This is a genomic window from Dysgonomonas massiliensis (assembly GCF_900240225.1).
Taxonomy (GTDB): domain Bacteria; phylum Bacteroidota; class Bacteroidia; order Bacteroidales; family Dysgonomonadaceae; genus Dysgonomonas; species Dysgonomonas massiliensis.
The window spans coordinates 50792-74781 of sequence record NZ_OEPV01000004.1; the positions used below are offsets into that span (position 1 = coordinate 50792).

The window sequence follows — 23990 nt, forward strand, 5'->3', positions numbered from 1 at the left end:
TTTGAATAAATTCAAATCTAAGATAAAATATGATTATAACACTTTCGCCTGCAAAGATGCAGGATTTTGAGACTCCATTGAGCGTAACAAAAAGCACTGATCCTTTATTTGAAAAAGAGGCAAATGAACTTTATCGTTCGATGGAAGGAGTGACTCCTCAGGAAATAAGTCAACTGATGAAGATCAATCCGAAGATGGGACACGATGTATATCAATATATTCATGGCTTCTCACTTCCTCGTACTCCTAAACGTCAAGCTATTTTTGCTTATAACGGAATTGCTTATCAGGGTCTGGATGCTTGGACAATGTCGGATGAAGATCTTGATTTTGCTCAAGAGCACTTAGTGCATATAACGGGATTGTATGGCGTATTACGGCCTTTGGACCTGATTAAGCCATATAGACTTGAGATGGTCATTCCTTTAGTAAACGAGAGAGGAAAAAATCTTTATGATTTTTGGACAGAAACGATCAGTCGATATATGGCAGATCGTATGAAGAAAGATGATAATACTTGGATTAATCTGTCATCTAAAGAATATTCGAAGGCTATCAATAAGAAACTTTTGCCAAAAGACGCAAAAATCATTACTCCAATATTCATGCAAGAAACTGCAAAAGGACCAAAACAAATTGTAGTTTATGCAAAGAAAGCTCGTGGAATGATGTCTCGTTATATAATTCAGAACCGACTGACAGATGTTGAAGATCTGAAAGGTTTCGATACAGAAGGATACCACTTTGCTCCACAATTATCATCGGATTCGGAGTGGATATTTATTCGCTAAAAATATGCTTAAATTCAACTGTTTTAGCTAACTTTGTGCCACGCAATAAAATTAAAACCAAATAATATTTAGATGAAAAGAGTAGTATTGATACGCCACGGAGAAAGCGTATGGAACAAAGAAAACCGTTTCACAGGATGGACAAATGTTGATCTATCGGAAAAAGGATTGCAAGAAGCAATTGATGCAGGTCAATTATTGAAAAAAGAAGGCTTCAAATTTACTTTGGCTTATACTTCATACTTGAAACGTGCAATCAAAACATTGAACAATATTCTTGATCAAATGGATCTTGACTGGATTCCGGTTCAAAAATCTTGGAGATTGAACGAAAAACATTATGGTATGCTTCAAGGCTTAAATAAAGCTGAGACTGCAGAAAAATATGGCGATGAGCAAGTATTGGTTTGGCGTCGTAGCTATGATGTTCCACCTACACCACTTGATCCATCTGATGAGCGTTCGGCTTCTCAAGATGTTCGTTATGCAGATGTTCCTAAAGCATATATTCCTGAAACAGAGGCACTAGTGCATACAGTAGAACGTATTCTTCCATACTGGGAAGAACAAATCTACCCATCTTTGATGCACCACGATGATATTATTGTAGCTGCTCATGGTAACAGTTTGCGTGGTATTATCAAATATCTAAAAGGAATTTCAGACGAAGATATCGTAAGCTTGAACTTGCCTACAGCAGTTCCTTATGTATTTGAGTTTGATGATGACTTGAACCTTGTTAAAGATTATTTCCTAGGCGATCCTGAAGAAATCAAAAAATTGATGGATGCAGTTGCTAATCAAGGAAAGAAAAAATAATAAGATAATTCTTATAAAGGAAAAAAGCCTGAGTTTATACAACTCGGGCTTTTCTTTTAGTGTTTGTTCTATATTCTTCTAGCTTTCAATAACAAACTATTCGTTACTACGCAGATCGAACTTAAAGCCATAGCCGCGCCAGCAATCATCGGGTTTAACAGGAATCCATTGATGGGGTAGAGGATACCTGCAGCAAGAGGGATTCCTATAATATTGTAGATAAACGCCCAGAACAGATTCTGATGGATGGTTCTGACTGTTGCCTTTGATAAATTGATCGCTTTAGCTAAAAGATTCAGATCAGATGACATGATGGTAATTTGTGCTACATCGATAGCAATATCACTGCCACGCCCTATTGCTATACTTAGATCGGCCGTTGCTAGAGCAGCACTATCATTAATACCATCTCCAAACATAGCAACAACTTCACCTTTATCTTGCAATGATTTTATAAAGTTAGCTTTTTCTGTAGGAAGGACACTTGCAGCTATGTGTTCGATTCCAACTTCAGATGCTACTTTTTCTGCTGCGTTTTGATTGTCTCCAGTCAGCATGTATACATTCAATCCCATTGATTTAAGTTTCCCAATAGCAGATCTTGATGTTGATCTGACCATGTCTGAAATTGCCAACGAAGCTATGATGCGGCTATCGTCAGCAAAGTAGACAGTGGTATTGGCATTATTTGCTTTTGAAGATAGCCATGTTTGTGTTTCGGCTGAAAAGTCAATGCCATTGTTTTTGATAAGCTTAATACTTCCTACAAAATATTTTCTTGATTTGTATTCAGCTTCAAGACCTAATCCCGGAAGATTAGATACTTTTATGTCGGTTAGAAGTTTGGAGCTATTACCAATAATGTCGATAATCGCTTGAGCCAAAGGATGATCGGAATACGATTCGATACTGTATAATATGTCTTTGTCTATTTGATTGTGATTATACCATTGGATATTATTGACTTGCGGTCTACCTTCTGTTATTGTTCCGGTTTTGTCAAGAACTATACTAGTAACCTTTAATGCGGATTCTAAGGCTTCTGCATCTTTGATGAGAATACCTTGCGTTGCACCACGTCCAATTCCTACCATGATGGCTGTTGGTGTAGCTAGTCCCAAAGCACAAGGACAAGCAATAATTAATACTGTAACTGCTGAAAGTAAACCTTGCGAAATGTTGTTATCTTGTCCAAAGATACTCCATGCTGCGAATGTGAGGATGGATAAAATAACAATGGTAGGAACGAATATTGATGCAATTTTATCTACCATATTCTGTATTGGAGCGCGACTACCTTGCGCTTCTTCTACTGTTTTTATTATTTGTGCCAAAAGAGTATCCTTTCCTACTTTTTCCGCACGAAAATGTAGATTCCCTGATTGGTTGATAGTTCCACTGTAAAGTTTATCCCCCGCTGTTTTTTCTACCGCAAGTGGTTCACCGCTAATCATGCTTTCATCAACGAAAGAGTGTCCGTCGGTAATTGTTCCATCGATTGCAATCTTTTCTCCTGCTTTGACTAGAATAATGTCTCCGACTGCGATTTCACTTATCAGAATATCCTTTGGTTTGCCGTCTCTGATCACTGTCGCAGTTTTAGGTTGTATACCTATAAGGCTTTCGATTGCATTCGAGGTACTATGTTTAGCTTTAGCTTCTAAGAAGCGTCCTAAAAGCACAAATGCAATAACGATGCCTGATACTTCGAAATAGACGTGCGCATCTAAGCCCCGATCGGTCCATACTTCGGGGAAGAGAGTGCTGAAGACACTGAACAGATATGCTATTCCAGTGCTGAGAGCAACCAGCGTATCCATATTTGAAGTGTGATGCTTCAGCTGTTTCCATGCATTTACGAAAAATGGTGCTCCGAAAATGAAAACGATTGGTGTCGCTAATGCCCACATTATATAGTTGGCATAGGGCATCGTATGAAAAAACATTGCAATGATACTAAGAGGTAGACCCAAAGCAAGGGCCGAAAAGCAATTTATTTTTAATCTTTTATATTCTTTCGACCTGATATCTTGTATTTTATCTTTATCCTCAGTTTCTATTACAAGATCGTATCCTGCATCCTCTACGGCTTTCTTTAGTTGTTCTGGAGAAGTTTCATCAGTATTGTACTCAATGTATGCAGTATTGTTTGCGAGATTGACAGAGGAGTTTTGTACACCTTTTTGGGCAGATAATGCTTTTTGAACGTGAGCTGAACAAGAAGCGCAAGTCATTCCCAAAACTGGAAATTGAACCTTAGTTGCCTTTTTATCAGAGCTTGTTTCCGTATCTTCTATTTGTTTCTCAACCTCTGTATTCTTGTTATGCTCCTTTTCACCAATAATCATATTATAGCCAGCTTCGTCGACAGCAAGTTTCAATGTTAGAGGTGAAGTAAGATCCGATAAATATTCAATCGAAACTAAACCTTCGTTTAAATTAACTTTTGCATCGATAACACCTTTTTGGGCTATCAATGCTTTCTGTACGTGAGCAGAACAATTACCACAAGTCATACCCTCTACACGATAAATAACCGTTGTAGTTTTATCTTTTCCTGCAAACGACAAATTTTTAGCAGAAAATGCTGGTTTATTTTTCTGATTTGAATTTGAAATGTATGATTTTGCCATATTGTGTTTATTTCATATATGCAAAGATCATACCTAAGTAGGGAAAAATGATTATATAATTATGGTTATGATTTATATGATTCGGCTCGCGACTATTTAGTTTGGCATAATTAATAATAAAGGGGCGATATATCACCCCTTGTATCATTTTATAAACTATCTATTGGCTTTCGTAGAGAATGACTTTGACTTTTGAATTGAGATGGTGTCATACCAGTTATCTTTTTGAACTGTGATGAGATATGTGCCACGCTACTATATCCCATCTCAAATGCAATTTCGCTTAACGTCATCTGGTTATAACTCAAAAGTTCTTTTATACGCTCTACTTTTTGTAAAATAACATATTGTTCAATCGTAATACCTTCGGTTGCCGAAAACAATTTGCTAAGAGTCGAATAATCTTTGTTTAGTTTTTCAGAAAGTAATTCGGAGAAGACGATACTTTGATCAGAATTCGAATGTTGAATACTTTCAATAATTGTTTTCTTTATCTGTTCTACAGTTTGCTGTTGTGTACTATTGAGAAGTTCGAACCCAATATTATCCAATCTGTCAGAGAATGTTTTAGTTTCTTCGTCGTTCAAATCATGATCAGTAACAACTAGTCCCAACTGAATGTGGCTGATACTTATATCAAGGTCTTTTAAAATCTGCTGCACAGCCATGATACAGCGTGGACAGACCATGTTTTTTATATAAAAATTCATAACTATATTAATCTATGATTCTAAGATAAATCATTTTTGTTACAAAAGCTTATTTAGAATGATTATATTTGTAAAATATTATTCTTAGTCAAACAATAGATTCTTAGAACGAATAAAGGAGATGTAAAGGATAACTAGCAAATTTTTAGACTTTACAATTGTTTGTATGTGAAAAAAAAGATATATCTTTGCAGCCGTTCTTTGTTATGTAAAAAGCGAAGTGGGAAGATTTAGCGAATTTAAAATAGTATTACGGTCACTGTCAGAAGGTAAACATACATTCGATTACAAATTGGATGATAGTTTCTTTACATTGCTCAATGACGAGGATAATGACCTGAAAAAAGGGAAATTGGATGTTGTAGTCGATTTGAAACGCAGTTCTACGACATTTGATTTGAATTTTGCTATTAAAGGGAAAGTAAATGTTCCTTGCGATCGTTGTCTTGATGATGTGACTATGGAGGTTGATACTAAAAATCATCTGGTTATTAAATTCGGACAAGAGTATGCAGAAGAGAGCGAAGAAATAATGACTATTCCGGAAGAAGAAGGAGAGGTTAATATAGCTTGGTTCTTATACGAGTTCATCGTTTTGAGTTTGCCGATGAAACGAGTGCATCCAGCAGGCGAGTGTAACAAAACAATGGCCGCTAAGCTGAAAAGACATAAAGTAACCGACACTAAAGATGAAGATTCGGATGATGATATTGAAATAGATATTGATGATTCGGACGAAACAGATTCAAGATGGGATGCTTTGAAGAACCTGAGCTTTGAAGACGATAAATAATATATTTGAATATAACTAAATAAAATAGAAATAAAATGGCGCATCCAAAACGTAGACAATCAAAGTCTAGAACAAGAAAAAGAAGAACTCATGATACTGCAGTAGCTCCTACATTAGCTGTATGCTCAAATTGCGGTTCATGGCATGTTTTCCATACAGTATGTCCAGAATGTGGATATTACAGAGGTAAAATTGCAATCGAAAAAGGAGTTTCTCTATAAGAAATAGAAGAAACTTTCAAAGGCCCTAAGATCAAAATTAGGGCATTTTTATTAACGATAAACTCTAAAACTACAGATGGTACATGCTGCAATAACTGGTATTAGTGCCTCGATTCCTGAAGCAATCTTGACAAACGAAGAGTTGTCAAAGATAGTTGATACAAATGACGAATGGATCATGTCGCGTGTTGGTATCAAAGAACGTCACGTTCTGAAAGGAGAAGGACAAGGTATTTCTGTTCTTGGAATTGATGCTGTTAAGAAATTATTGGAAAAGACCAATACAAAACCTGAAGAAGTAGATGTCATTATATTTGCAACAACTACTCCCGATTATAGTTTCCCATCTTCAGCATCTTTAGTGGCTGAAGGTTGTGGCATAGCAAATGCCCTAGGATTCGATATTCAGGCTGCTTGCTCAGGCTTTATATACGCACTAGAAATCGGTTCGAATTTCATAAAATCAGGCAATTATAAAAAAGTTGTTATAATTGGAGGAGATAAAATGACTTCAATTACTAATTACGAAGATCGTACAACTTGTCCATTGTTTGGTGATGCTGCAGGAGCTGTTATGCTAGAACCTACAACAGAAAATGTAGGAGTAATAGATAGCTTGCTACATATCGATGGTAAAGGTGTAAGTCATTTGCATATGTATGGTGGTGGCTCTGCTTATCCTTCGTCGAAAGAAACGGTAGAGAAGAAAATGCACTATGTATATCAAGAAGGACAAGCTGTATATAAGAATGCAGTAACTAGAATGTCCGATGCTTCTGTAGAGATTATGGAGCGCAACAATCTGACAAATAGTGATGTGAATTGGTTTGTTGCTCATCAGGCAAATATTCGTATTATCGAAGCTGTTGGCCGTAGAATGGGGCTTTCTGATGATCAAGTACTTGTGAATATCGAAAAGTATGGAAATACAAGTGCTGCAACTATCCCAGTATGTTTATGGGAGAACGAATCTAAATTGAAAAAAGGTGATAATATCATCCTGACTGCTTTTGGAGCTGGGTTCACATGGGGATCTGTCTACCTAAAATGGGCATATTGATAGATATTAGCTAAAAAATATTATGAAGAGAGCATTAGATAGATGCTCTCTTTTCGTTTTCGCAAATAAGACTTATCTTTAGAGCAGATTAATAAATAGCTATATGAAAATACTTAAATATATATTATTAGCTGTACTGATTTTGCCATTCGCTTACAGTTGTATGAGTGATAGTGAAAATCGTCTAGTACGTTTTTCTAAAAGTGATTTATCTGACCTAGCGATCTATTACGGATCAAAGGAAGGGGTGAAAACTGTTAATATCGGTGGAGATTCAATTCAAAATATGGATAGTTTGAAACTAGCAATAATGAATAGATATTTTAGAAGTCAGTTTAATGCCGATAAAGATCGCTTCGAAGGAGGAGCTATCAGTTATGAATTTTCTGATAACCATGTGACATATATCAATACGAAAGATACTATTGGACAGCTTGTTACAGAGTATGAGTTCCGAAATGACTCACTCTTTATTGATATTAACGATAATGGAAGCAAAAAACAGTTTTTTGCAGGTTTGGGAACATCGCCGTCAGATATTCATTATCATAGCGGATTTGCATACTATTACTTCTATGAAGATTCGATTATTCTTGCCCCTAAAAAGGATACAGTTAAAGTCCTTAGAGATAGTACTATATTTACAAAAGATAAATTGTTGACTAATAGTCTAATTGCTGAAAAATTCGGCTTTGCTGAAGATTTGAGTGATATGGCAGCTAAGGATACAATTGTATGGTGTAATGTCATATATCGCTTTAGTAAGTAATCTGGTCCTGAATATTTAGTCTGATGTTTAAGACTTCAGACCAACTAGTAGATTGCTTAACTCTTCGTCTGTAAGTTCAGCTTTAGCTTCATCATAAGAGAGACGGAATTGACATCCATTTTTCCACTCTGAGCAGCCATAAGCGGCTTTACCCCTTAATATAGTTCCTTTACCACATATAGGACAAGTCAAATCTATTTTAGGTTTGGCTTTTTTTGTTGTTTTAGTTGCAGGCTTTTTCTTCGGAGCTTTCTTAACCTCTTCTACTACCTGCTCTTGAATACTGATACTTCCTTCTCTATCTAGTTTGACGTTATTCACTATTTGGATAAGCATTTCCTTCAACTCATCAATGAATTGACGAGGTTCGTACTCATTACGCTCTATCTGACGAAGTTTCTTCTCCCAAATACCAGTTAACTCAGCTGATTTGAGTAATTCTTCCTTAATTGTAATAATCAGTTCAACACCGGTTGGTGTTGCATGCAGATTCTTACGTTCCTTGCGGATATAATTACGTTTGAATAGTGTTTCGATAATAGCTGCACGGGTAGAAGGGCGACCAATGCCATTCTCTTTCAGAGCGTCGCGGAGTTCATCGTCGTCGACAAGCTTGCCTGCTGTTTCCATAGCACGAAGCAGCGTTGCTTCGGTATAGTATTTTGGCGGTTGTGTCCACTTTTCTTGAAGGCTGGGATCATGTGGTCCCGATTCTCCTTTTTCGAAAGATGGAAGAACCTTGTCATCATCGTCAACATTTTCGTCTTCTTGAGCAGTTGTATTCTTTTCGAATACAACACGCCATCCAGCATCCAATATTTGTTTACCCGTAGCCTTGAAACCTACTTTGTTTACATCTCCCAATACTGTAGTTGTAGATATCTGGCAGTTGGGATAAAAGGCAGCAATAAAACGGCGTGTTACCAAATCATACACACGGCGTTCGGCTTCGGTTATATTGTTGGCGCGAACTCCCGTAGGAATAATTGCATGGTGATCCGTAACCTTAGCGTTATCAAAAACCTTTTTCGACTTCTTGATCTTAGTAGCCAGAACGGGCTTAACCAGTTCTTCGTATCCTGCTAGACCTCGCATAATTGACGGGATTTTGGGAAATAAATCGTCGCTCAAGAATGTTGTATCTACACGAGGATAGGTAGTTAGCTTCTTTTCGTAAAGTGATTGTATAGTCTTTAGCGTATCTTCGGCCGATAGAGCGAACTTCTTGTTACACTCAACCTGTAAAGCTGTAAGGTCGAATAAGCGGGGAGGAGCTTCTTCTCCTTTTTTGATGGTAACATCAGTTACTTCAAAATCGGACTGTTTGATTTCTTCGAGAAATTGTTCTCCCTCTTCCTGAGTCGAGAAACGTCCTTTAGTAGCCGAGAATGTCGTATCTCGGTAAATAGTTTTCAATTCCCAATAAGCCTCGGGAACAAAGTTCTCTATTTCCAACTGACGATTTACAATCAAAGCGAGGGTAGGAGTCTGCACACGACCAATGGATAGAACTGACCGATTCTGCCCATATTTAACCGTATAAAGGCGTGTTGCATTCATGCCCAACAGCCAGTCGCCAATGGCGCGCGAAAGACCTGCTTCATAAAGCTTGTCGAAGTCGCTTTGCTCACGTAATTTCTGAAAACCTTCGCGGATAGATTCTTCAGTCAAAGACGAAATCCAAAGTCGCTTTACGGGTACTTTGCATTGAGCTTTTTGCATCACCCAACGTTGAATCAATTCGCCTTCTTGCCCGGCATCACCACAATTGATAACTTCTTCAGCCGAAGCAATCAGTTTTTCTATAACTCCGAATTGTTTTGCGACTCCATCGTTCTCAATCAGTTTGATACCGAAACGAGGTGGAATCATAGGTAGCATATTCAGAGACCAACGCTTCCAGTCGGGCGTATATTCGTGAGGCTCTTTTAGTGTACAGAAGTGGCCGAAAGTCCATGTCACCTGATAGCCATTGCCCTCGAAATATCCGTCACGGCGGGCATCAGCCCCCAATACGGTAGCTATTTCACGTGCAACACTTGGTTTTTCGGCTATACAGACTTTCATATTTTGTTGTTTATTTAATTTGTTTTCAGCAAAGGGTTAAACACTAAAAAAGTAACACTTGTGTACAGATTTTAGAGATTATTCGAATCTGTTTCTTTTCTGAAAAACTTGGAGCGAAAATAATTTCGCCCCAAAGATAAATTATACTTGAAAAAGTAACACTTTACTACAAGTTTTCCGTTGTTTTCTATCCTTGTCATTTTCTATATCAGAATATTGTTTATCTTTCAATATTGATAAAGTATTCTGAATTTCTTCAGACTAGGATATCTTATATTAGTAACACTCGTTTTCGTTTGGAAAATCAAGTGTTTTTACATCTTTGATGTAACCTTGCACAGCATCAGTGATGGCTGTATGCAGATCAGCATAACGACGAAGGAATTTAGGGGAGAAATCTTTGTTGATACCCAACATATCGTGCATCACCAAAACTTGTCCGTCAACACCTGCACCTGCACCGATACCAATGATAGGAATTGTAACTTCGGCTGCAACACGTTTAGCTAATTCTGATGGAATTTTTTCAAGAACAATTGCAAAACAACCTGCTTGTTCTAGCATACGAGCATCGCTGATTAGCTTTTCAGCTTCACTTTCTTCCTTTGCACGTACGTTGTATGTTCCGTATTTGTTGATCGATTGAGGCATCAATCCAAGATGTCCCATTACAGGAATACCTGCATCGATAATCTTTTTAATGTCAAAAATCAACTCCTCGCCACCTTCAATTTTTACGGCATCAGCACCCGATTCTTTCATAATACGGATAGCAGCTTCCAACGATTTAATAGGATTTCCCGAGCATGTGCCGAAAGGCATATCAACAACTACCAGCGAGCGTTTTACGGCACGCATGACACATGTTGCATGATAGATCATCTGATCCAAAGTCATAGGCAGTGTAGTCGTATTTCCGGCCATTACATTCGAAGCCGAGTCACCAACTAAGATAACATCCATTCCAGCCTGATCGATAATCGAAGCCATAGAGAAATCATAAGCCGTAAGCATCGAAATTTTTTCACCACGTTGCTTCATCTCTTTGAGACGCTGAGTGGTAACTTTGCGAGTATCTTCTGTATAAGTAGACATTTCTTTATTTTTTTAGTTAAGCGTGTGCAAAGTTAAGAAATTAATATCAGAAAAGACATTATATTACTTTCATCAATCTGATTAATGATTGAGACGATTCGGCATAATGGACTTATTTTATTAATTTTGCAACTCGAAATATTTATCAGCTACTACATTGAAATTATCCGAATTACAACAAGTTTTCGACGCTCATAAAAATATTGTGGCAGCATCTGCCGTAGCGACGAAACATCAGAATATATTTGTCAAAGGTTTGCAAGGTTCGTCCGATGCCATTTTTGCGGCAGGGATGTTCAATAAATTGCCTCAATGCTTTGTATATGTACTCAACGATATTGAAAGCGCAGGTTATTTCTATCAGGACTTGATGCAGATTTTGGGTACTAATAAAGCTTTCTTTTTTCCTTCGGCATACAAACGTGCAATCAAGTACGGTCAGATTGATAGTGCATCAGAAATATTGCGTACAGAGGTTTTAGGAAAGCTTCAATCCGATGATCAACGTTTGATTATTGTTACTTATCCCGATGCTTTGGGCGAAAAGGTAGCTTCGAAAGAATCGCTGGATAAAAATACGATTCATCTTTCAGTCGATAAAATAGCGGATCGTACGACAATTTCCGAGATGCTCGACCTGCTTCAATTCGAATATGTAGACTATGTGTACGAACCAGGGCAATACGCTATTCGTGGTAGTATTTTGGATGTATTCTCATTTTCGTGCGAATATCCATATCGTATCGACTTCTTTGGCGATGAAGTCAGTTCGATCCGTACATTTGATATTGAGACGCAGCTGTCGAAAGAGAAGATGGATGCTATTCAGATAATACCTGATATGCAACGGTCCGATCTGGATCGTGAGTCTTTACTCAGTCTGTTACCTGCAAATACAATTTTCGGATTCAAAGACTTTGCTTGGGTGGCCGAACGGATAGATGCAAATTATACAGAGACTCCAATTTTAGATAACCCCGAATACGATGCCAATTTTCAGGAAAAACTGATTGATAAGGACTTTTTCTTGTCTAAGATGGCCGCATTTCATCAGATTCACTTTGGAGTTAAGACATATGGAACAGCAGATGCTACGATTGAGTTTAAGACAGATTTTCAACCATCATTCCATAAAAACTTTGATCTGATCAGCGAATCATTTAAAGACTTTATCAGCAAAGGTTATAAAATATATATTCTCAGTGATAGTGCTAAGCAACACAAACGTATCGAAGCAATTTTCGAAGATCGTGGCGATAATATTCAGTTTACACCAGTTGAACGAACACTGTCGCAAGGTTTTTATGACGAAACATTGAAGATTTGCTGCTTTACCGATCATCAGATATTTGATCGTTATCACAAGTACAACCTCAAATCGGATAAAGTAAGATCTGGCAAATTTGCCCTTTCACTGAAAGAATTGCAACAATTCCAGATTGGCGATTATATCGTACATATTGATCATGGTATTGGGCAGTTCGGTGGATTGGTTCGCAGCGATATTAACGGTAAAATGCAAGAGCTAATCAAACTAACCTATTTGAATAATGATACGATCTTCGTCTCATTGCATGCTCTGCATAAAATATCGAAATACCGCGGAAAAGAAGGCGAAGCACCTCGCGTAAGCAAACTTGGAAGTGGAGCTTGGGATCGCATCAAAGATAAGGCTAAATCGAAAGTAAAAGATATTGCCCGTGATTTGATTAAGCTATATGCACAACGTCAGCAGGAAGAAGGATTCCAGTTTTCACCAGATTCTTTCTTGCAGCACGAGCTGGAAGCTTCATTTATTTACGAAGATACGCCCGATCAGATGAAAGCTACAGCCGAAGTGAAACAGGATATGGAGAACAGCAAACCAATGGATCGTTTGATTTGTGGTGATGTTGGTTTCGGTAAAACCGAAGTTGCTATCCGTGCTGCATTCAAGGCTGTGACAGATAATAAACAAGTAGCAGTACTGGTTCCTACAACCGTATTGGCATATCAGCATTATCAGACATTCAAAGAGCGTTTGAAAAACTTTCCATGCAAAGTAGAATATATCAGCCGTGCGCGTACAGCTAATCAGATAAAAGATATTCTTAAGAGATTGAAAGAAGGTCAGGTTGATATTTTGATCGGTACACATCGTATTGTTGGAAAGGATGTGGAGTTCAAAGACCTTGGATTGTTGATAATCGACGAAGAGCAGAAATTAGGTGTCGCAGTCAAAGAGAAGCTGAAACAGGTAAAAGCTAATGTCGATACTCTGACAATGACGGCAACGCCTATACCGCGTACACTTCAATTCTCATTGATGGGTGCGCGCGACTTGTCTTCGATAACTACTCCGCCGCCAAACAGATATCCTATTCAGACCGAAGTACATACTTTCGATCCGAAAATCATCAAAGAAGCCATCGAATTTGAAATGAGCCGGAACGGTCAGGTCTTTATGATCAATAACCGTATAAAGAATATTGAAGATATAGCTGAAGTAATCCGAAGAGAAGTCCCAGATGCGCGTATCGTTATAGGACATGGGCAGATGGAACCTGCTAAGTTGGAAAATATAATTGTTGATTTCATCAATTACGAATACGATGTTCTGATTGCAACATCTATCGTTGAATCGGGAATCGATATTCCGAATGCGAATACGATAATCGTCAATAATGCTCAAAATTTCGGGTTGAGCGATTTGCATCAGCTTCGAGGTCGGGTAGGGCGTAGCAATAGAAAAGCATTCGCTTATCTGCTGGCACCTCCATTGAGTTCACTCACGCCGGAAGCACGTCGTCGTTTGCAGGCAATCGAGAATTTCTCGGAGCTTGGACATGGTATTCATATTGCTATGCAGGATTTGGATATTCGCGGTGCAGGTAATATGTTGGGAGCCGAGCAAAGCGGTTTTATAGCCGACCTTGGTTATGAAGTTTATCAGAAGATTTTGAATGAAGCTGTAACTGAACTGAAAAATGAAGAGTTTGTTGACGTTTATCATGCAGCTAAAGAAAATGAAAAAATTGCCGGAGATAACTTTGTGGAAGATGTGCAAATAGAAAGCGACTTGGAACTACTGTTTCCCGCTGCTTATATTCCGAATGATTCGGAGCGGATAACGCTCTATCGCGAATTGGATAATATGGAACGCGAATTGGATGTTATACAGTTTGTAGAGCGTCTTGAAGACCGTTTTGGTGCAATACCTAAAGAAGGACGAGAATTGATTCGTGTTGTACGTCTGCGTATGCTAGCTCGTTCGCTTGGGATCGAGAAAGTTGTCTTGAAAAATCGTAAAATGAGTCTGTTCCTTGTTCCGAATAATGAATCTCCATATTATCAGTCAATAGCTTTTGATAAACTGCTGGGGTATGTACAAGCGCATCATCGTCAGTGTGAATTGAAAGAGAAGAATAACAAGCGTTGGGTTAGTATTGTGAATATCGACTCGGTGGAAATGGCCTGCAATGTGTTGACCGAAATATCAAATATAGAAATAGCCGCTCAGTAATGAACGGCTATTTTATTATTATGTGTTTGGATTTATTTTGTATTCAGAGTAGATAAGATTATTTGTTCCATAAGCGTATAGCACTCGGCATTCGGGTGTACTCCATCATCCCCAAAATGAGCTTTTAGAGCTCCATTACCATCTTCAAGTTCAGAATAATAGTCAATATAAAGAAAATTCATTTCTTCGGCGTAAGCTTTAATCTTTTCATTCAGAGCCTTAATCTTTTCAGGAGCATCTTTGATAGATGGGTTCCATCCAAAAGATTTTGCAGGTAAAACTGAGCTGAGAATTACTTGAATATCATTTGCTCGCGCCATATCTGCCATCGATTTTATGTTTCCGAGAGTGAAGTCCGGATCATATTTCCCCGTATTTTCGGCAACATCGTTCGTCCCTGCATTGATTAATACAGCATTGGGTTTTAGCTCTATTACATCTCTTCTGAATCTGGAGAGCATCTGTGGAGTAGTTTGTCCCCCAATACCTCTACCCAAAAAGTTGTTTTCTGTAAAGAAAGAGGGATGTGTATTGACCCAACCTTCGGTTATTGAGTTGCCCATAAAAATGAGTTTGATTGTATCTTTCATTTCTGCTCTTAATTCTGCATTTGCTTGTTCGTATCTAGCTAGATTAATTTGATCGTTGAACTTAACCTCAATACTACTCTTCTCGACACATGAATAACCAAAAATAAATGTTGAAATAAAAAATAAAGAATATATCAAATTACTGAAAGCAGATTTTTTCATTATCTAGATTGTTTTGATTTACTAATATTATTCTACAACCTTTTCTTCATTAATGGTATGTGTGTCTTTGAATAAGAAAGCGAATGCAATACCAATAACTAGAGCATATGCTGCAAAGCTTAACCAAATATGATACCAGTCTTTTGTTCCATCAACTAAAGTAAAGTAATTCTGAATCAGAATTCCACTAGTCCAGCTACCTATAATTGCACCAAAACCATTTGTCATCATCATAAACAATCCTTGTGCCGAAGAACGGATATGGCTGCTTGTCGATTTTTCGACAAACAAAGATCCGGATATATTGAAGAAGTCGAATGCCATACCATAAACAACGCACGATAGAATGATCATCCATAGATTGTCTGTCGGATTCCCGAAGCCGAACAGTCCGAATCGTAATACCCAAGCGGCCATACTCATCAGCATAACCCGTTTGATCCCGAAGCGGCTTAGGAAAAAAGGTATAGCAAGGATAAACAATGTCTCTGATATTTGAGAAATAGATAGAATAATTGTCGAATATTTCACTACAAATGAGTCGGCATATTCGGGAACTTTAGCGAAGTCGCTCAAATATGTGTCTCCATATGCATTTGTTAATTGTAAAGCAGCTCCTAATAGCATACTGAAGAGGAAGAAAATAGCCATTTGTTTGTGCTTGAACAATTTGAATGCATCAAGACCAAGCAATTGAGAAAGGCTTTTTCCTTCGGTAGATGATTTTGCAGGCGGATTTTTAGGTAAAGCAACTAAAGCATATATACCTAAGAAAACGGCTGCTATACCTGCAATGTAAAACTGATTTTCGGAAGCTTTATTTCCCGAAAGGTTTGTAAACCACATGGCAGCAATGAATCCGACAGTACCCCATACACGGATAGGAGGAAAGTGCTTAACTGTATCCAATTTGTATGAGTCCAATACACTATAAGCGATCGAATTGGATAGTGCTAATGTTGGCATATAGAATATCATAGCCAATAATATAGCCCAGAAGAAAGTAATAGGACTTTCGATAAAAGGAATGCTTAGAAAAGTAAGTCCGCCTAAAATGTGAAGTATTCCGTATAATCTTTCGGAATTAATCCATCTGTCGGCAATGATACCACAAATTGTAGGCATAAATATAGAAGCTATACCCATTGTCGAGAAGATAGCTCCAAACTCGGCGCTGCTCCATTGTTTGGTATCGAACCAATAAACTCCAACGGTAATCATCCATGCTCCCCAAATGAAGAACTGAATGAAGTTCATTATTATTAATCGAAGTTTTACACTCATAGATATGTATTTAAGTTGTTATTTTAAGATGATTTCGGTTTTTCCTATATACGCTCCGTTTTTGCCTACTTGGTAGATATATACATCCTTACCCTCACTGTTTTTTATCAGAGCAGGTTCTTTCATGAAGCTGTGTGAATGTCCTCCAATGATGATGTCTATATTTCTAGATTGTGCTGCAATTTCTTTGTCCGGATTCAAACCATTGTGACTTATGCAAACCACGATATCACATTTTTCTTTATCTTTCAGAATCTGTGCATATTTGTTTACCGCCTCAGCACTCGGTGTGTACTTCATACCTTCGTATTTGTCTTTTTGGATTAATCCCGCGGGATCGCATCCTAGTCCCATAAATCCGACTTTTACTCCATCGATTTCTTTCATGATATAAGGTCTTGTCATACCTTCCATCACTGTACCTGTAAAATCGTAATTACAAACAATAATTGGAAAATCTAAGGTTTGAATTATTTTCTTTAGTGTATCCAAACCATAATCGAACTCATGATTTCCCAAAGTACCTATATCGTAGCGAACCATGTTCATCGATTCGGCTTCTACTTTGCCGTGAAATAGATTGAAATAGGGCGTTCCTTGAACAAAGTCGCCTACATCCAGCAATAGTACATTCTTTTCAACTTGTCGGATACTGTCGACAACAGCTTTACGATTCACTACACCACCCATATTCGGGTTGTTCCGATCGGTTGCCGGTATCGCCTCTATTCTGCTATGTGTATCATTCGTATGTAGAAGAACTATTTTCTTCTGGGCATATATTAATGAAGAAGAGAATAGAAATACCAATAAAAATGTATATTTAAGTTTCATTGTACTGCTTAATTTAAAATAGTTATACGTCCGTCCAATACCGAAGTGATAGGTTTGTTTGCTTTAGCTTGTTTCTCAAAGTTGTCAAGCATATAATCACGAAGCGAGATATTTGTGTTCGTATTCGATTCTGCTTTGGTAAAAGCAGTCATGCCATCGTTACCATCGGCTAGATAGTCGAGCGTAACAATAGTATAGACTTTTTCATCTTCAATGCTCTTGTTGTTAATAAGTACTGAAACGACTTGTTTGTTCTTTGCTTCAATTTTAGCATTATGCGACACACCTACCATACTTTTGGCTACTATGGCATCGAATATTTCTTTCAGATATTTACCCTTTATTTCTAATACATTCAAAGTATTTTCGAATGGAAAAGCAGAAAATACATCGCCCAGAGTAATATCTCCTTGTGCAAATGGAGCGCGTATACCATGTACGTTCATAAATGCCAGATCGACAGTTTTTCCATTGGTGTATTTCGTATCTATTTGAGTCATCGCATCAGTAACCAGATTGGTCAGATAGCTTTCCGGTGCGCCGGTAGTCATGTATTTATCAGTACGTCCTACTATACGGTTCATTTGAGCATCCAGCTGCATTTTATATCCATCAATGTATTGTTTCAGTTCAGGATCGGGATTATTTGTTGCTGTTACTGCAACATATTCACCTTTTATATAAGCAATTTGAGGGGATTGTTTAACTGATTTACATGAAGCTAAATTCCATGCTAATAGCAATGTTAGGGGGATGTATATATGTTTTTTCATTTTATGTTTGATTATCACAGCTAAGGTATAAAATAAATCCTTAGATACGTATGCCTGACGAAATCTGTTTTTGAAATTCTGCAAAAGGCTTAAAGTTGATTATCTTTGTTCTTCAAAAAATGGAATAGCAGCTGTGGCAAAGAAGAAATTTTACGTAGTTTGGAATGGGGTAGTTCCGGGAGTTTATAAAACTTGGGATGAATGTAAAGCACAGATCGACGGATATGATGGTGCGATATACAAGTCTTTTTCGACTAAAGAAGAAGCCGAACGTGCATACAATGATAATCCATGGAGCTATGTAGGTAAAAATGCAGCTGCAACAAAAAAGGTATCGATCAACTCGATTGCCGAAATTGTAAAAGACAGCCTTTCGGTAGATGCTGCATGTAGTGGTAATCCTGGCGATATGGAATATCGTGGAGTTTATGTCAAGACTGGTGAAGAAGTTTTTCGTCAAGGACCATTCGAGATGGGAACAAACAATGTTGGCGAGTTCTTGGCTCTTGTACACGGTCTGGCTTTGCTGAAGCAAAAAGGATTCAACATCCCTATATATTCTGATAGTCGCAATGCAATCAAGTGGGTAAAAGATAAGAAATGTAAAACGAAACTGGAGCGAGTACCCGAAAATGAGTCTTTGTTTTATATGATAGAACGCGCCGAGAAATGGCTTCGCGAAAATACATATACAACACAGATCATAAAATGGGAAACTGATAAGTGGGGCGAAATTCCAGCCGATTTCGGAAGAAAATAAATATATATATATAGATTACTAAAAAGGGTTACTTCGCGAAGTAACCCTTTTATTTTGTGTATAGCTGAAAGATTAATCTTTGTTCAGAACATAATTTATACGTTCAAGGCAATTCTTTACAACTTCATCTAAAGGTTTACTGATGTCAATCTCATGCACATCGTTATGATTGTTCAGAGGCTCTTCTAATGCTTCAAACTGCGATTTTAGCATTTCAGTCTTGAAGAAGTGCCCTTGACGACCTTTCAACCTTTCGGCAATCAGATCGAAGTCTCCTTTCAGATAGATAAAATGCAGGCCTTTGTTATCCTTACGAAGCACATCTCTGTATTTTCGTTTCAATGCCGAACATACAAGTATAGATACATTGTGCGTACGTTGCATAGCATAGATAGCCGAGTTCATGGCTTCTAACCACGGAGCTCTGTCTTCATCATTCAGAGGATGACCGGCTGCCATTTTATTTATATTACTTCTCGGATGGAGAAAATCTCCGTCGAGGAAAGGTACGTCTAATTGTTTTGCTACGGCTTCGGCAACTGCAGATTTACCACTGCCTGAAACACCCATAAATACAAAACTGCATTTTTTCTTGTCCATGGAATTATCAATCTTATATGGTTAACGTTCTATTTGTAAAATATCTTGATCAAATGTGTCTTTATTAATCGCTCTGCTTTTCACTTTCGTTCGGTATGAATAGATAGTGACAGGCGTATAATTCATAAAATCGGCTATCTGCGAACTATCTTTTATACCCAGACGGATAAGAGCAAATATACGCAATTCGGCATTCAGCAGATCTTCTTTTTTTAGTGAGAATTGCTGATCTTCACGAAGCAGCTTGTTAAACTCGTCAACGAAATTTGGAAAAATATTGAGAAATGCTTTGTCAAACTCACGATAGAAATCTTTAAATTCATTGGCTAACTGAGTATTCGACAAAGTCATGTTGTGAAGATCTTCGAATTGTCCGGCTTTGACTTTTCTGTTGACCAGCTTCTTGTAATCACCGATACTTTGAATATAAGTCGAGCATAGTTTTAGGAAGTGACCTATATATTTTTCTTTGATCTGATCCGATTCTTTCAGCTTTGTTGCAAGTTGTTGCAACTCACTGTTTTTTTTGTTTATTTCTTTGTTAATACTTGTTAGGCTTTCATTGCTAAGCAATAACTCTTTGCGGGCTACGGCCAGTTCTTTTCTTTTCTTACGTAGATAAATGCTAAACAACAAGATTATTACGAAAAGAGTAGCAATGATAAGAAGACCAACTTTCAGCCTGAATTCTTGCTCATTACGTTGTATCTGGTAATCTTTCTCAATTATTGGCATTGCCTCTGCTACCTGTGTATTCCGCAATCGTGTATTGTAAAAATTAGCATCATTAAGCGATATCTGAAGATATTTATATGCTCTTTTGATATCACCTCCATCATATAAAATTTGAGCTAGAACACGCATCGAACGATTCTGTTTCACTGCACTTCTGATATCAGCATTTACCGATTTAATAAGGTATTGCAACTCTTTCGACTTATCGCCTTCGGCACGATATATTTCCGAAAGATGATAATATCCACGTGCAGCATCATTCGATAAAGTATCGATTTTGAGAATAAAGTTCTTGATGCTACTTTTAGACTTCTCTAAATCTTTGTCATAAAATGCATTTTTGAAGCTGTATAGATCGTAATATTCCGAATCAGGATTGGTAAACATCAGTATAGAATCGGTATACTGATAGGCCTTTTGTCTATAGAAGTCTTCTAAATGTGTCTTTTGAGTGAATTCTGCCAGATTCATGTATAATCTTTCACAATGTTTGTAATATTCAGATTTCTGGCTGGGAGAGAATTGTGGAAGTTGAGATTGTAATGACTTTAATACATATTCGGATTCGTTGAGCAAACCTGATTGTGCCGTAACGAAAGCATACTGAAGTCTGTTGCTAAGTATTTGATCCTTACTATTATTTTTTTGAGCTAGTAGCCTATTTAGTGCTATGTATTTGAAAGCCGAATCAGCCTGAAAATTGCTATACTCTTCGATTATCTGATATCTGATATTGTAGATTCTATTCGAGTTGGACTCAACCTTTAGAATTTGCTTTAGATAGTTTATCTTATCATATTTCTGGTTAATATATAATAGGCTGTTATCTATGGTTTTATCCAATTCTTTTAACTGACTGTTATTATCCAATTGTTGAGCACTTAACGAAAAAGCGCTCAACAATAAGACTGTGTATATGATAAGTTTGTAATACATATTCAGATCGGAAAGGTTACTATTAAAGATATAAATATAATAAATATTTCTCTAAAAGTTATTTGTCAATCTATGGATGAACTAATCGCCTTCAAATGTTTTAGAATCTCAATTGAAATCTAAAATTAAAACTACTGTAGTTATTTTTAGGTTTACCTTTCGAAAGATCTACATCGGCTGGCGAATATGCTAAATTACCTTCTGCGTCATATCCTATAGCTGCAGTACCAGCTCCATTTGCATATTTGTCGTGTGTGATGTATGAATAATTGAATTGTAGTTTTAAATTTTCGTTGAGGTAGTAGTTGAAACCTGCAGTATATTGGTTGGACGAACCACCTTTGATATTCGTGCCATTTAGATCAATGCGGTCGAAACGTGCTACCAATTCCAGATCGCCTTTGTTGCTTACGATAGGTGAGTTGAATGCCCCTCGGGAATTGTTATAATCTTGTTTCCCTCCAAACAATAAGCTCGAAGCCTGAACATAGAATCCCGAGAAGCTTTCACTCTTCAAATCATTTTTACGCTCAACACCATTATGAATATATTCAGCCTGGAACTTTGCAGGACCATAATATCCTGCTATTTCTGCTCCGGCTAACAAACTATAGTCTACATCGTTAATAATACCAGTATCCAAGAATTTGATTTTATTTATTGTCGATTCTGATGCATTGTAGCGAACAATATTCGGTTCTGCATCTTTCGATACATCAGTTTTAGGAGTACGATATGATCCTGCTACTCCCAGATGGATTCCTCTGTCTTTGCTTTCAGTTTGAGGCATCCAAACGGCACGTGCTGTATATGACATACCCTCGTTTTGTCCTTTCTTATAATTGCTTTCGTAGTTGTCTTTTTGACTGCTATTCATCGAACGCTGGAAGTGTACGCCTGCATTCAATAACCATTGTTTATTTTCGAATACAGCTTGTAAACCAAGATGATGACCAGGAGCAAATGCATTGACAACCTGAGCGCGGTTCATCATCGATAGGTCTTTGAATGAATTGAGTAAATCCATCGAAAATGATTCCTGAATATTACCTCCTCGCAGACCAAATTCGTTTGTGAATTTGTACGTGACAAAGTTATCGAGTAGGGTAATCGATCCGTTCGAGAAGTCTAATTCGAACTTACCTTCTATTCTTTCGCCGAATGAGAAGATACCCCCAAAGGCTAATTGCGAGATTGTTGTACCATTACCCACTTTCTGATAGTCTGTCCCTTTGTAAAATGTTCCGTCGGCCGATATACGCCCAAAGAACTTTAGCTTGTATTTATTGTCGTAAGTAAGGTGCCATTTCGATTTTGGCTTACTTTCCTCTGCAGTATTTGCTTGTGCCCAAGCGCTAGTTGATGCTAATAGGCTGATAGCTGATATTAATATTAATTTTTTCATAGTAATAGTATTAGATAAACATATTAAGAATTAAAACACCTGCTAGTCCAACAACACCGACGATGACCTCCATGGCCGACCACGAACGAAGTGTATCTTTGATACTCAGGTTGAAATATTCTTTGAATAGCCAGAAGCCTGAGTCATTAACGTGTGAGAACATCAAACTACCTGCTCCAAGTGCAAGAACCATCAGGTTCGGGTTTACACCTGCTTGCATAGCCAATGGCATAATAACACCTGCCGCTGTAAGACCTGCTACTGTTGCCGATCCCACACATGCTCTAAGAATACCAGCGATCAACCAACCTAGGATAAGTGGATGAATTGAAAGTCCTTCCATAGCGCTGGCAAGCTCAAGGCTTACTCCACTTGTTTCCATTACTTGCTTGAAGATACCCGAACCGGCAATGATCAATAGGATAGAGGCGATATCTTTTACTGCATCACCATAGATATGCATAATATTGCTCATCGAGCGACCTTGACGAAGTCCTAACGAATATGTAGCAAAGATCAAAGCAATGAACATCACTACAGATGGAGCTCCAACCAATTTAAATAAACTGCTTGCACCTTCACTCATGTTAGGGAATACGTATGGTATTGCAGTTACGATGATCAACAAGAATACTGGAATAGTTGCACTGACAAAGCTATTTGCTTTACCTGGAGCTGAATATTCGTCGCTAACTATTTCGTCTTTATTGAATAATTTTAGCGGACCATGTTTAATGTTTTTCAGTGTCTTACTGTAGATCGGTCCTGCTATGATGATAGCCGGAATAGCAATAATAATTCCGAGAATAAGTACGATCCCTATATTTGCATGGAACATGGCTGTCAATGCAACTGGAGATGGATGAGGAGGTAAGAATCCGTGTGCTACCGAAAGAGCGGCAAGCATTGGAAGTCCGATATATACAGTAGGTAATTTGTATTGATATGCAACAGAGAAGATAATAGGAACAAGTAGAACGAATCCTACGCCATAAAACAATGGTATACCAACAATGAAACCGGTTAACATCAATCCCCATTGGATATGTTTAGTACCGAAAAGATGAACCATTACATCTGCAATTTTCTTAGCTGCACCACTAGCCGCAACAAGTTTACCGAGCATGGCTCCGAGGACAATAATAAGGGTCAATTCACCGAGGATATTACCTACACCTTGATCAACAACTTTAGGTATATCTCCAAGAGGAATTCCTAAACAGATGGCGGCAATAATAGATATGGCTATAAAGCCAAGAAAAGCATCTACTTTGAAGTAGGATATGAGTACTACGAGCAGTAGTAAGCATAAAGCGATAATTAGAAAACTCATGATATTAAAATTTAGATTTATGTGTTTCGAAAGACTTTCGAGGATAAGCTAAAATCCCCTTAAAGGTTATTTGTAAAGGTATATTTCACAAAGATGTTTTAAGGGGACTACCTAGATC

At 37.7% G+C, this 23990-nt stretch carries 20 protein-coding genes; 8 read left to right on the forward strand and 12 right to left on the reverse strand.

The features are described from left to right. Window positions 1-29: 29 nt before the first annotated feature. Entirely contained in the window at window positions 30-791 is a 762-nt protein-coding gene (gene yaaA, locus C1A06_RS05020; RefSeq protein ID WP_101689150.1) for a peroxide stress protein YaaA, read from the forward strand. Window positions 792-863: 72 nt separating this feature from the next. Then, window positions 864-1610, forward strand: a complete 747-nt coding sequence (gene gpmA / locus C1A06_RS05025) for a 2,3-diphosphoglycerate-dependent phosphoglycerate mutase (protein ID WP_101689151.1) — start codon at window positions 864-866, stop codon at window positions 1608-1610. A gap of 68 nt (window positions 1611-1678) precedes the next feature. On the opposite strand, the gene C1A06_RS05030 is transcribed toward gpmA, so the two are convergent. Together C1A06_RS05030 and C1A06_RS05035 are read right to left on the reverse strand one after the other, a co-directional pair. Beyond that, on the reverse strand, window positions 1679-4243 hold the full coding sequence (locus C1A06_RS05030) for a heavy metal translocating P-type ATPase (protein ID WP_101689152.1): 2565 nt from the start codon (window positions 4241-4243) through the stop codon (window positions 1679-1681). A gap of 149 nt (window positions 4244-4392) precedes the next feature. Next, on the reverse strand, window positions 4393-4953 hold the full coding sequence (locus C1A06_RS05035; RefSeq protein WP_101689153.1) for a helix-turn-helix domain-containing protein: 561 nt from the start codon (window positions 4951-4953) through the stop codon (window positions 4393-4395). Between the two features lie 220 nt (window positions 4954-5173). Here C1A06_RS05035 and C1A06_RS05040 point away from each other — a divergent pair, with 220 nt between their 5' ends. The 4 genes from C1A06_RS05040 (at window position 5174) to C1A06_RS05055 (ending at window position 7796) form a co-directional block, all read left to right on the forward strand. Then, complete coding sequence (locus tag C1A06_RS05040) at window positions 5174-5746, forward strand: YceD family protein (RefSeq protein ID WP_101689154.1); 573 nt, start codon at window positions 5174-5176, stop codon at window positions 5744-5746. A gap of 35 nt (window positions 5747-5781) precedes the next feature. Further along, window positions 5782-5967, forward strand: coding sequence for a 50S ribosomal protein L32 (gene rpmF / locus C1A06_RS05045; protein WP_101689155.1), 186 nt, complete (start codon window positions 5782-5784; stop codon window positions 5965-5967). Between the two features lie 76 nt (window positions 5968-6043). After that, a complete protein-coding gene (locus C1A06_RS05050) occupies window positions 6044-7027 on the forward strand; it encodes a beta-ketoacyl-ACP synthase III (RefSeq protein WP_101689156.1) in 984 nt (327 codons plus the stop codon). Window positions 7028-7130: 103 nt separating this feature from the next. Next, window positions 7131-7796, forward strand: a complete 666-nt coding sequence (locus tag C1A06_RS05055; protein WP_145996344.1) for a hypothetical protein — start codon at window positions 7131-7133, stop codon at window positions 7794-7796. A 27-nt stretch (window positions 7797-7823) separates the two neighbouring features. Here C1A06_RS05055 and C1A06_RS05060 read toward each other — a convergent pair whose 3' ends face one another. Together C1A06_RS05060 and panB are read right to left on the reverse strand one after the other, a co-directional pair. Further along, window positions 7824-9863 (reverse strand): DNA topoisomerase 3, encoded by a 2040-nt coding sequence (locus C1A06_RS05060; protein ID WP_101689158.1) that lies wholly within the window; start codon window positions 9861-9863, stop codon window positions 7824-7826. A 276-nt stretch (window positions 9864-10139) separates the two neighbouring features. Continuing rightward, window positions 10140-10958, reverse strand: coding sequence for a 3-methyl-2-oxobutanoate hydroxymethyltransferase (gene panB, locus C1A06_RS05065; RefSeq protein WP_101689159.1), 819 nt, complete (start codon window positions 10956-10958; stop codon window positions 10140-10142). A 157-nt stretch (window positions 10959-11115) separates the two neighbouring features. Here panB and mfd point away from each other — a divergent pair, with 157 nt between their 5' ends. Further along, a complete protein-coding gene (gene mfd / locus C1A06_RS05070) occupies window positions 11116-14460 on the forward strand; it encodes a transcription-repair coupling factor (RefSeq protein ID WP_370738361.1) in 3345 nt (1114 codons plus the stop codon). Between the two features lie 32 nt (window positions 14461-14492). Here mfd and C1A06_RS05075 read toward each other — a convergent pair whose 3' ends face one another. The 4 genes from C1A06_RS05075 to C1A06_RS05090 are packed head-to-tail and all read right to left on the reverse strand — an operon-like array spanning window position 14493 to window position 18103. Beyond that, window positions 14493-15212 carry an SGNH/GDSL hydrolase family protein gene (locus tag C1A06_RS05075; protein WP_101689160.1) on the reverse strand — a complete coding sequence of 240 codons (720 nt, stop codon included), beginning with the start codon at window positions 15210-15212 and terminating at the stop codon, window positions 14493-14495. A 27-nt stretch (window positions 15213-15239) separates the two neighbouring features. Then, entirely contained in the window at window positions 15240-16496 is a 1257-nt protein-coding gene (locus C1A06_RS05080) for a nucleoside permease (protein WP_101689161.1), read from the reverse strand. An 18-nt stretch (window positions 16497-16514) separates the two neighbouring features. Next, window positions 16515-17330 (reverse strand): bifunctional metallophosphatase/5'-nucleotidase, encoded by an 816-nt coding sequence (locus tag C1A06_RS05085; RefSeq protein ID WP_101689162.1) that lies wholly within the window; start codon window positions 17328-17330, stop codon window positions 16515-16517. Between the two features lie 8 nt (window positions 17331-17338). Continuing rightward, window positions 17339-18103, reverse strand: a complete 765-nt coding sequence (locus C1A06_RS05090; RefSeq protein ID WP_145996345.1) for a 5'-nucleotidase C-terminal domain-containing protein — start codon at window positions 18101-18103, stop codon at window positions 17339-17341. Window positions 18104-18236: 133 nt separating this feature from the next. On the opposite strand from C1A06_RS05090, the gene C1A06_RS05095 reads away from it, so the two are divergent. Further along, on the forward strand, window positions 18237-18863 hold the full coding sequence (locus C1A06_RS05095; protein WP_101689353.1) for a ribonuclease H1 domain-containing protein: 627 nt from the start codon (window positions 18237-18239) through the stop codon (window positions 18861-18863). Between the two features lie 72 nt (window positions 18864-18935). Here C1A06_RS05095 and gntK read toward each other — a convergent pair whose 3' ends face one another. The 4 genes from gntK to C1A06_RS05115 all read right to left on the reverse strand — a co-directional run bounded on the left by gntK (window position 18936) and on the right by C1A06_RS05115 (window position 23872). Continuing rightward, entirely contained in the window at window positions 18936-19463 is a 528-nt protein-coding gene (gntK, locus tag C1A06_RS05100) for a gluconokinase (RefSeq protein ID WP_101689164.1), read from the reverse strand. Between the two features lie 21 nt (window positions 19464-19484). Further along, a complete protein-coding gene (gene susR, locus C1A06_RS05105) occupies window positions 19485-21134 on the reverse strand; it encodes a SusR family glycan utilization regulator (protein ID WP_101689165.1) in 1650 nt (549 codons plus the stop codon). Between the two features lie 100 nt (window positions 21135-21234). Then, complete coding sequence (locus C1A06_RS05110) at window positions 21235-22539, reverse strand: OprO/OprP family phosphate-selective porin (protein WP_101689166.1); 1305 nt, start codon at window positions 22537-22539, stop codon at window positions 21235-21237. Window positions 22540-22549: 10 nt separating this feature from the next. Beyond that, window positions 22550-23872, reverse strand: coding sequence for a gluconate:H+ symporter (locus C1A06_RS05115; protein WP_101689167.1), 1323 nt, complete (start codon window positions 23870-23872; stop codon window positions 22550-22552). Window positions 23873-23990 lie beyond the last annotated feature (118 nt).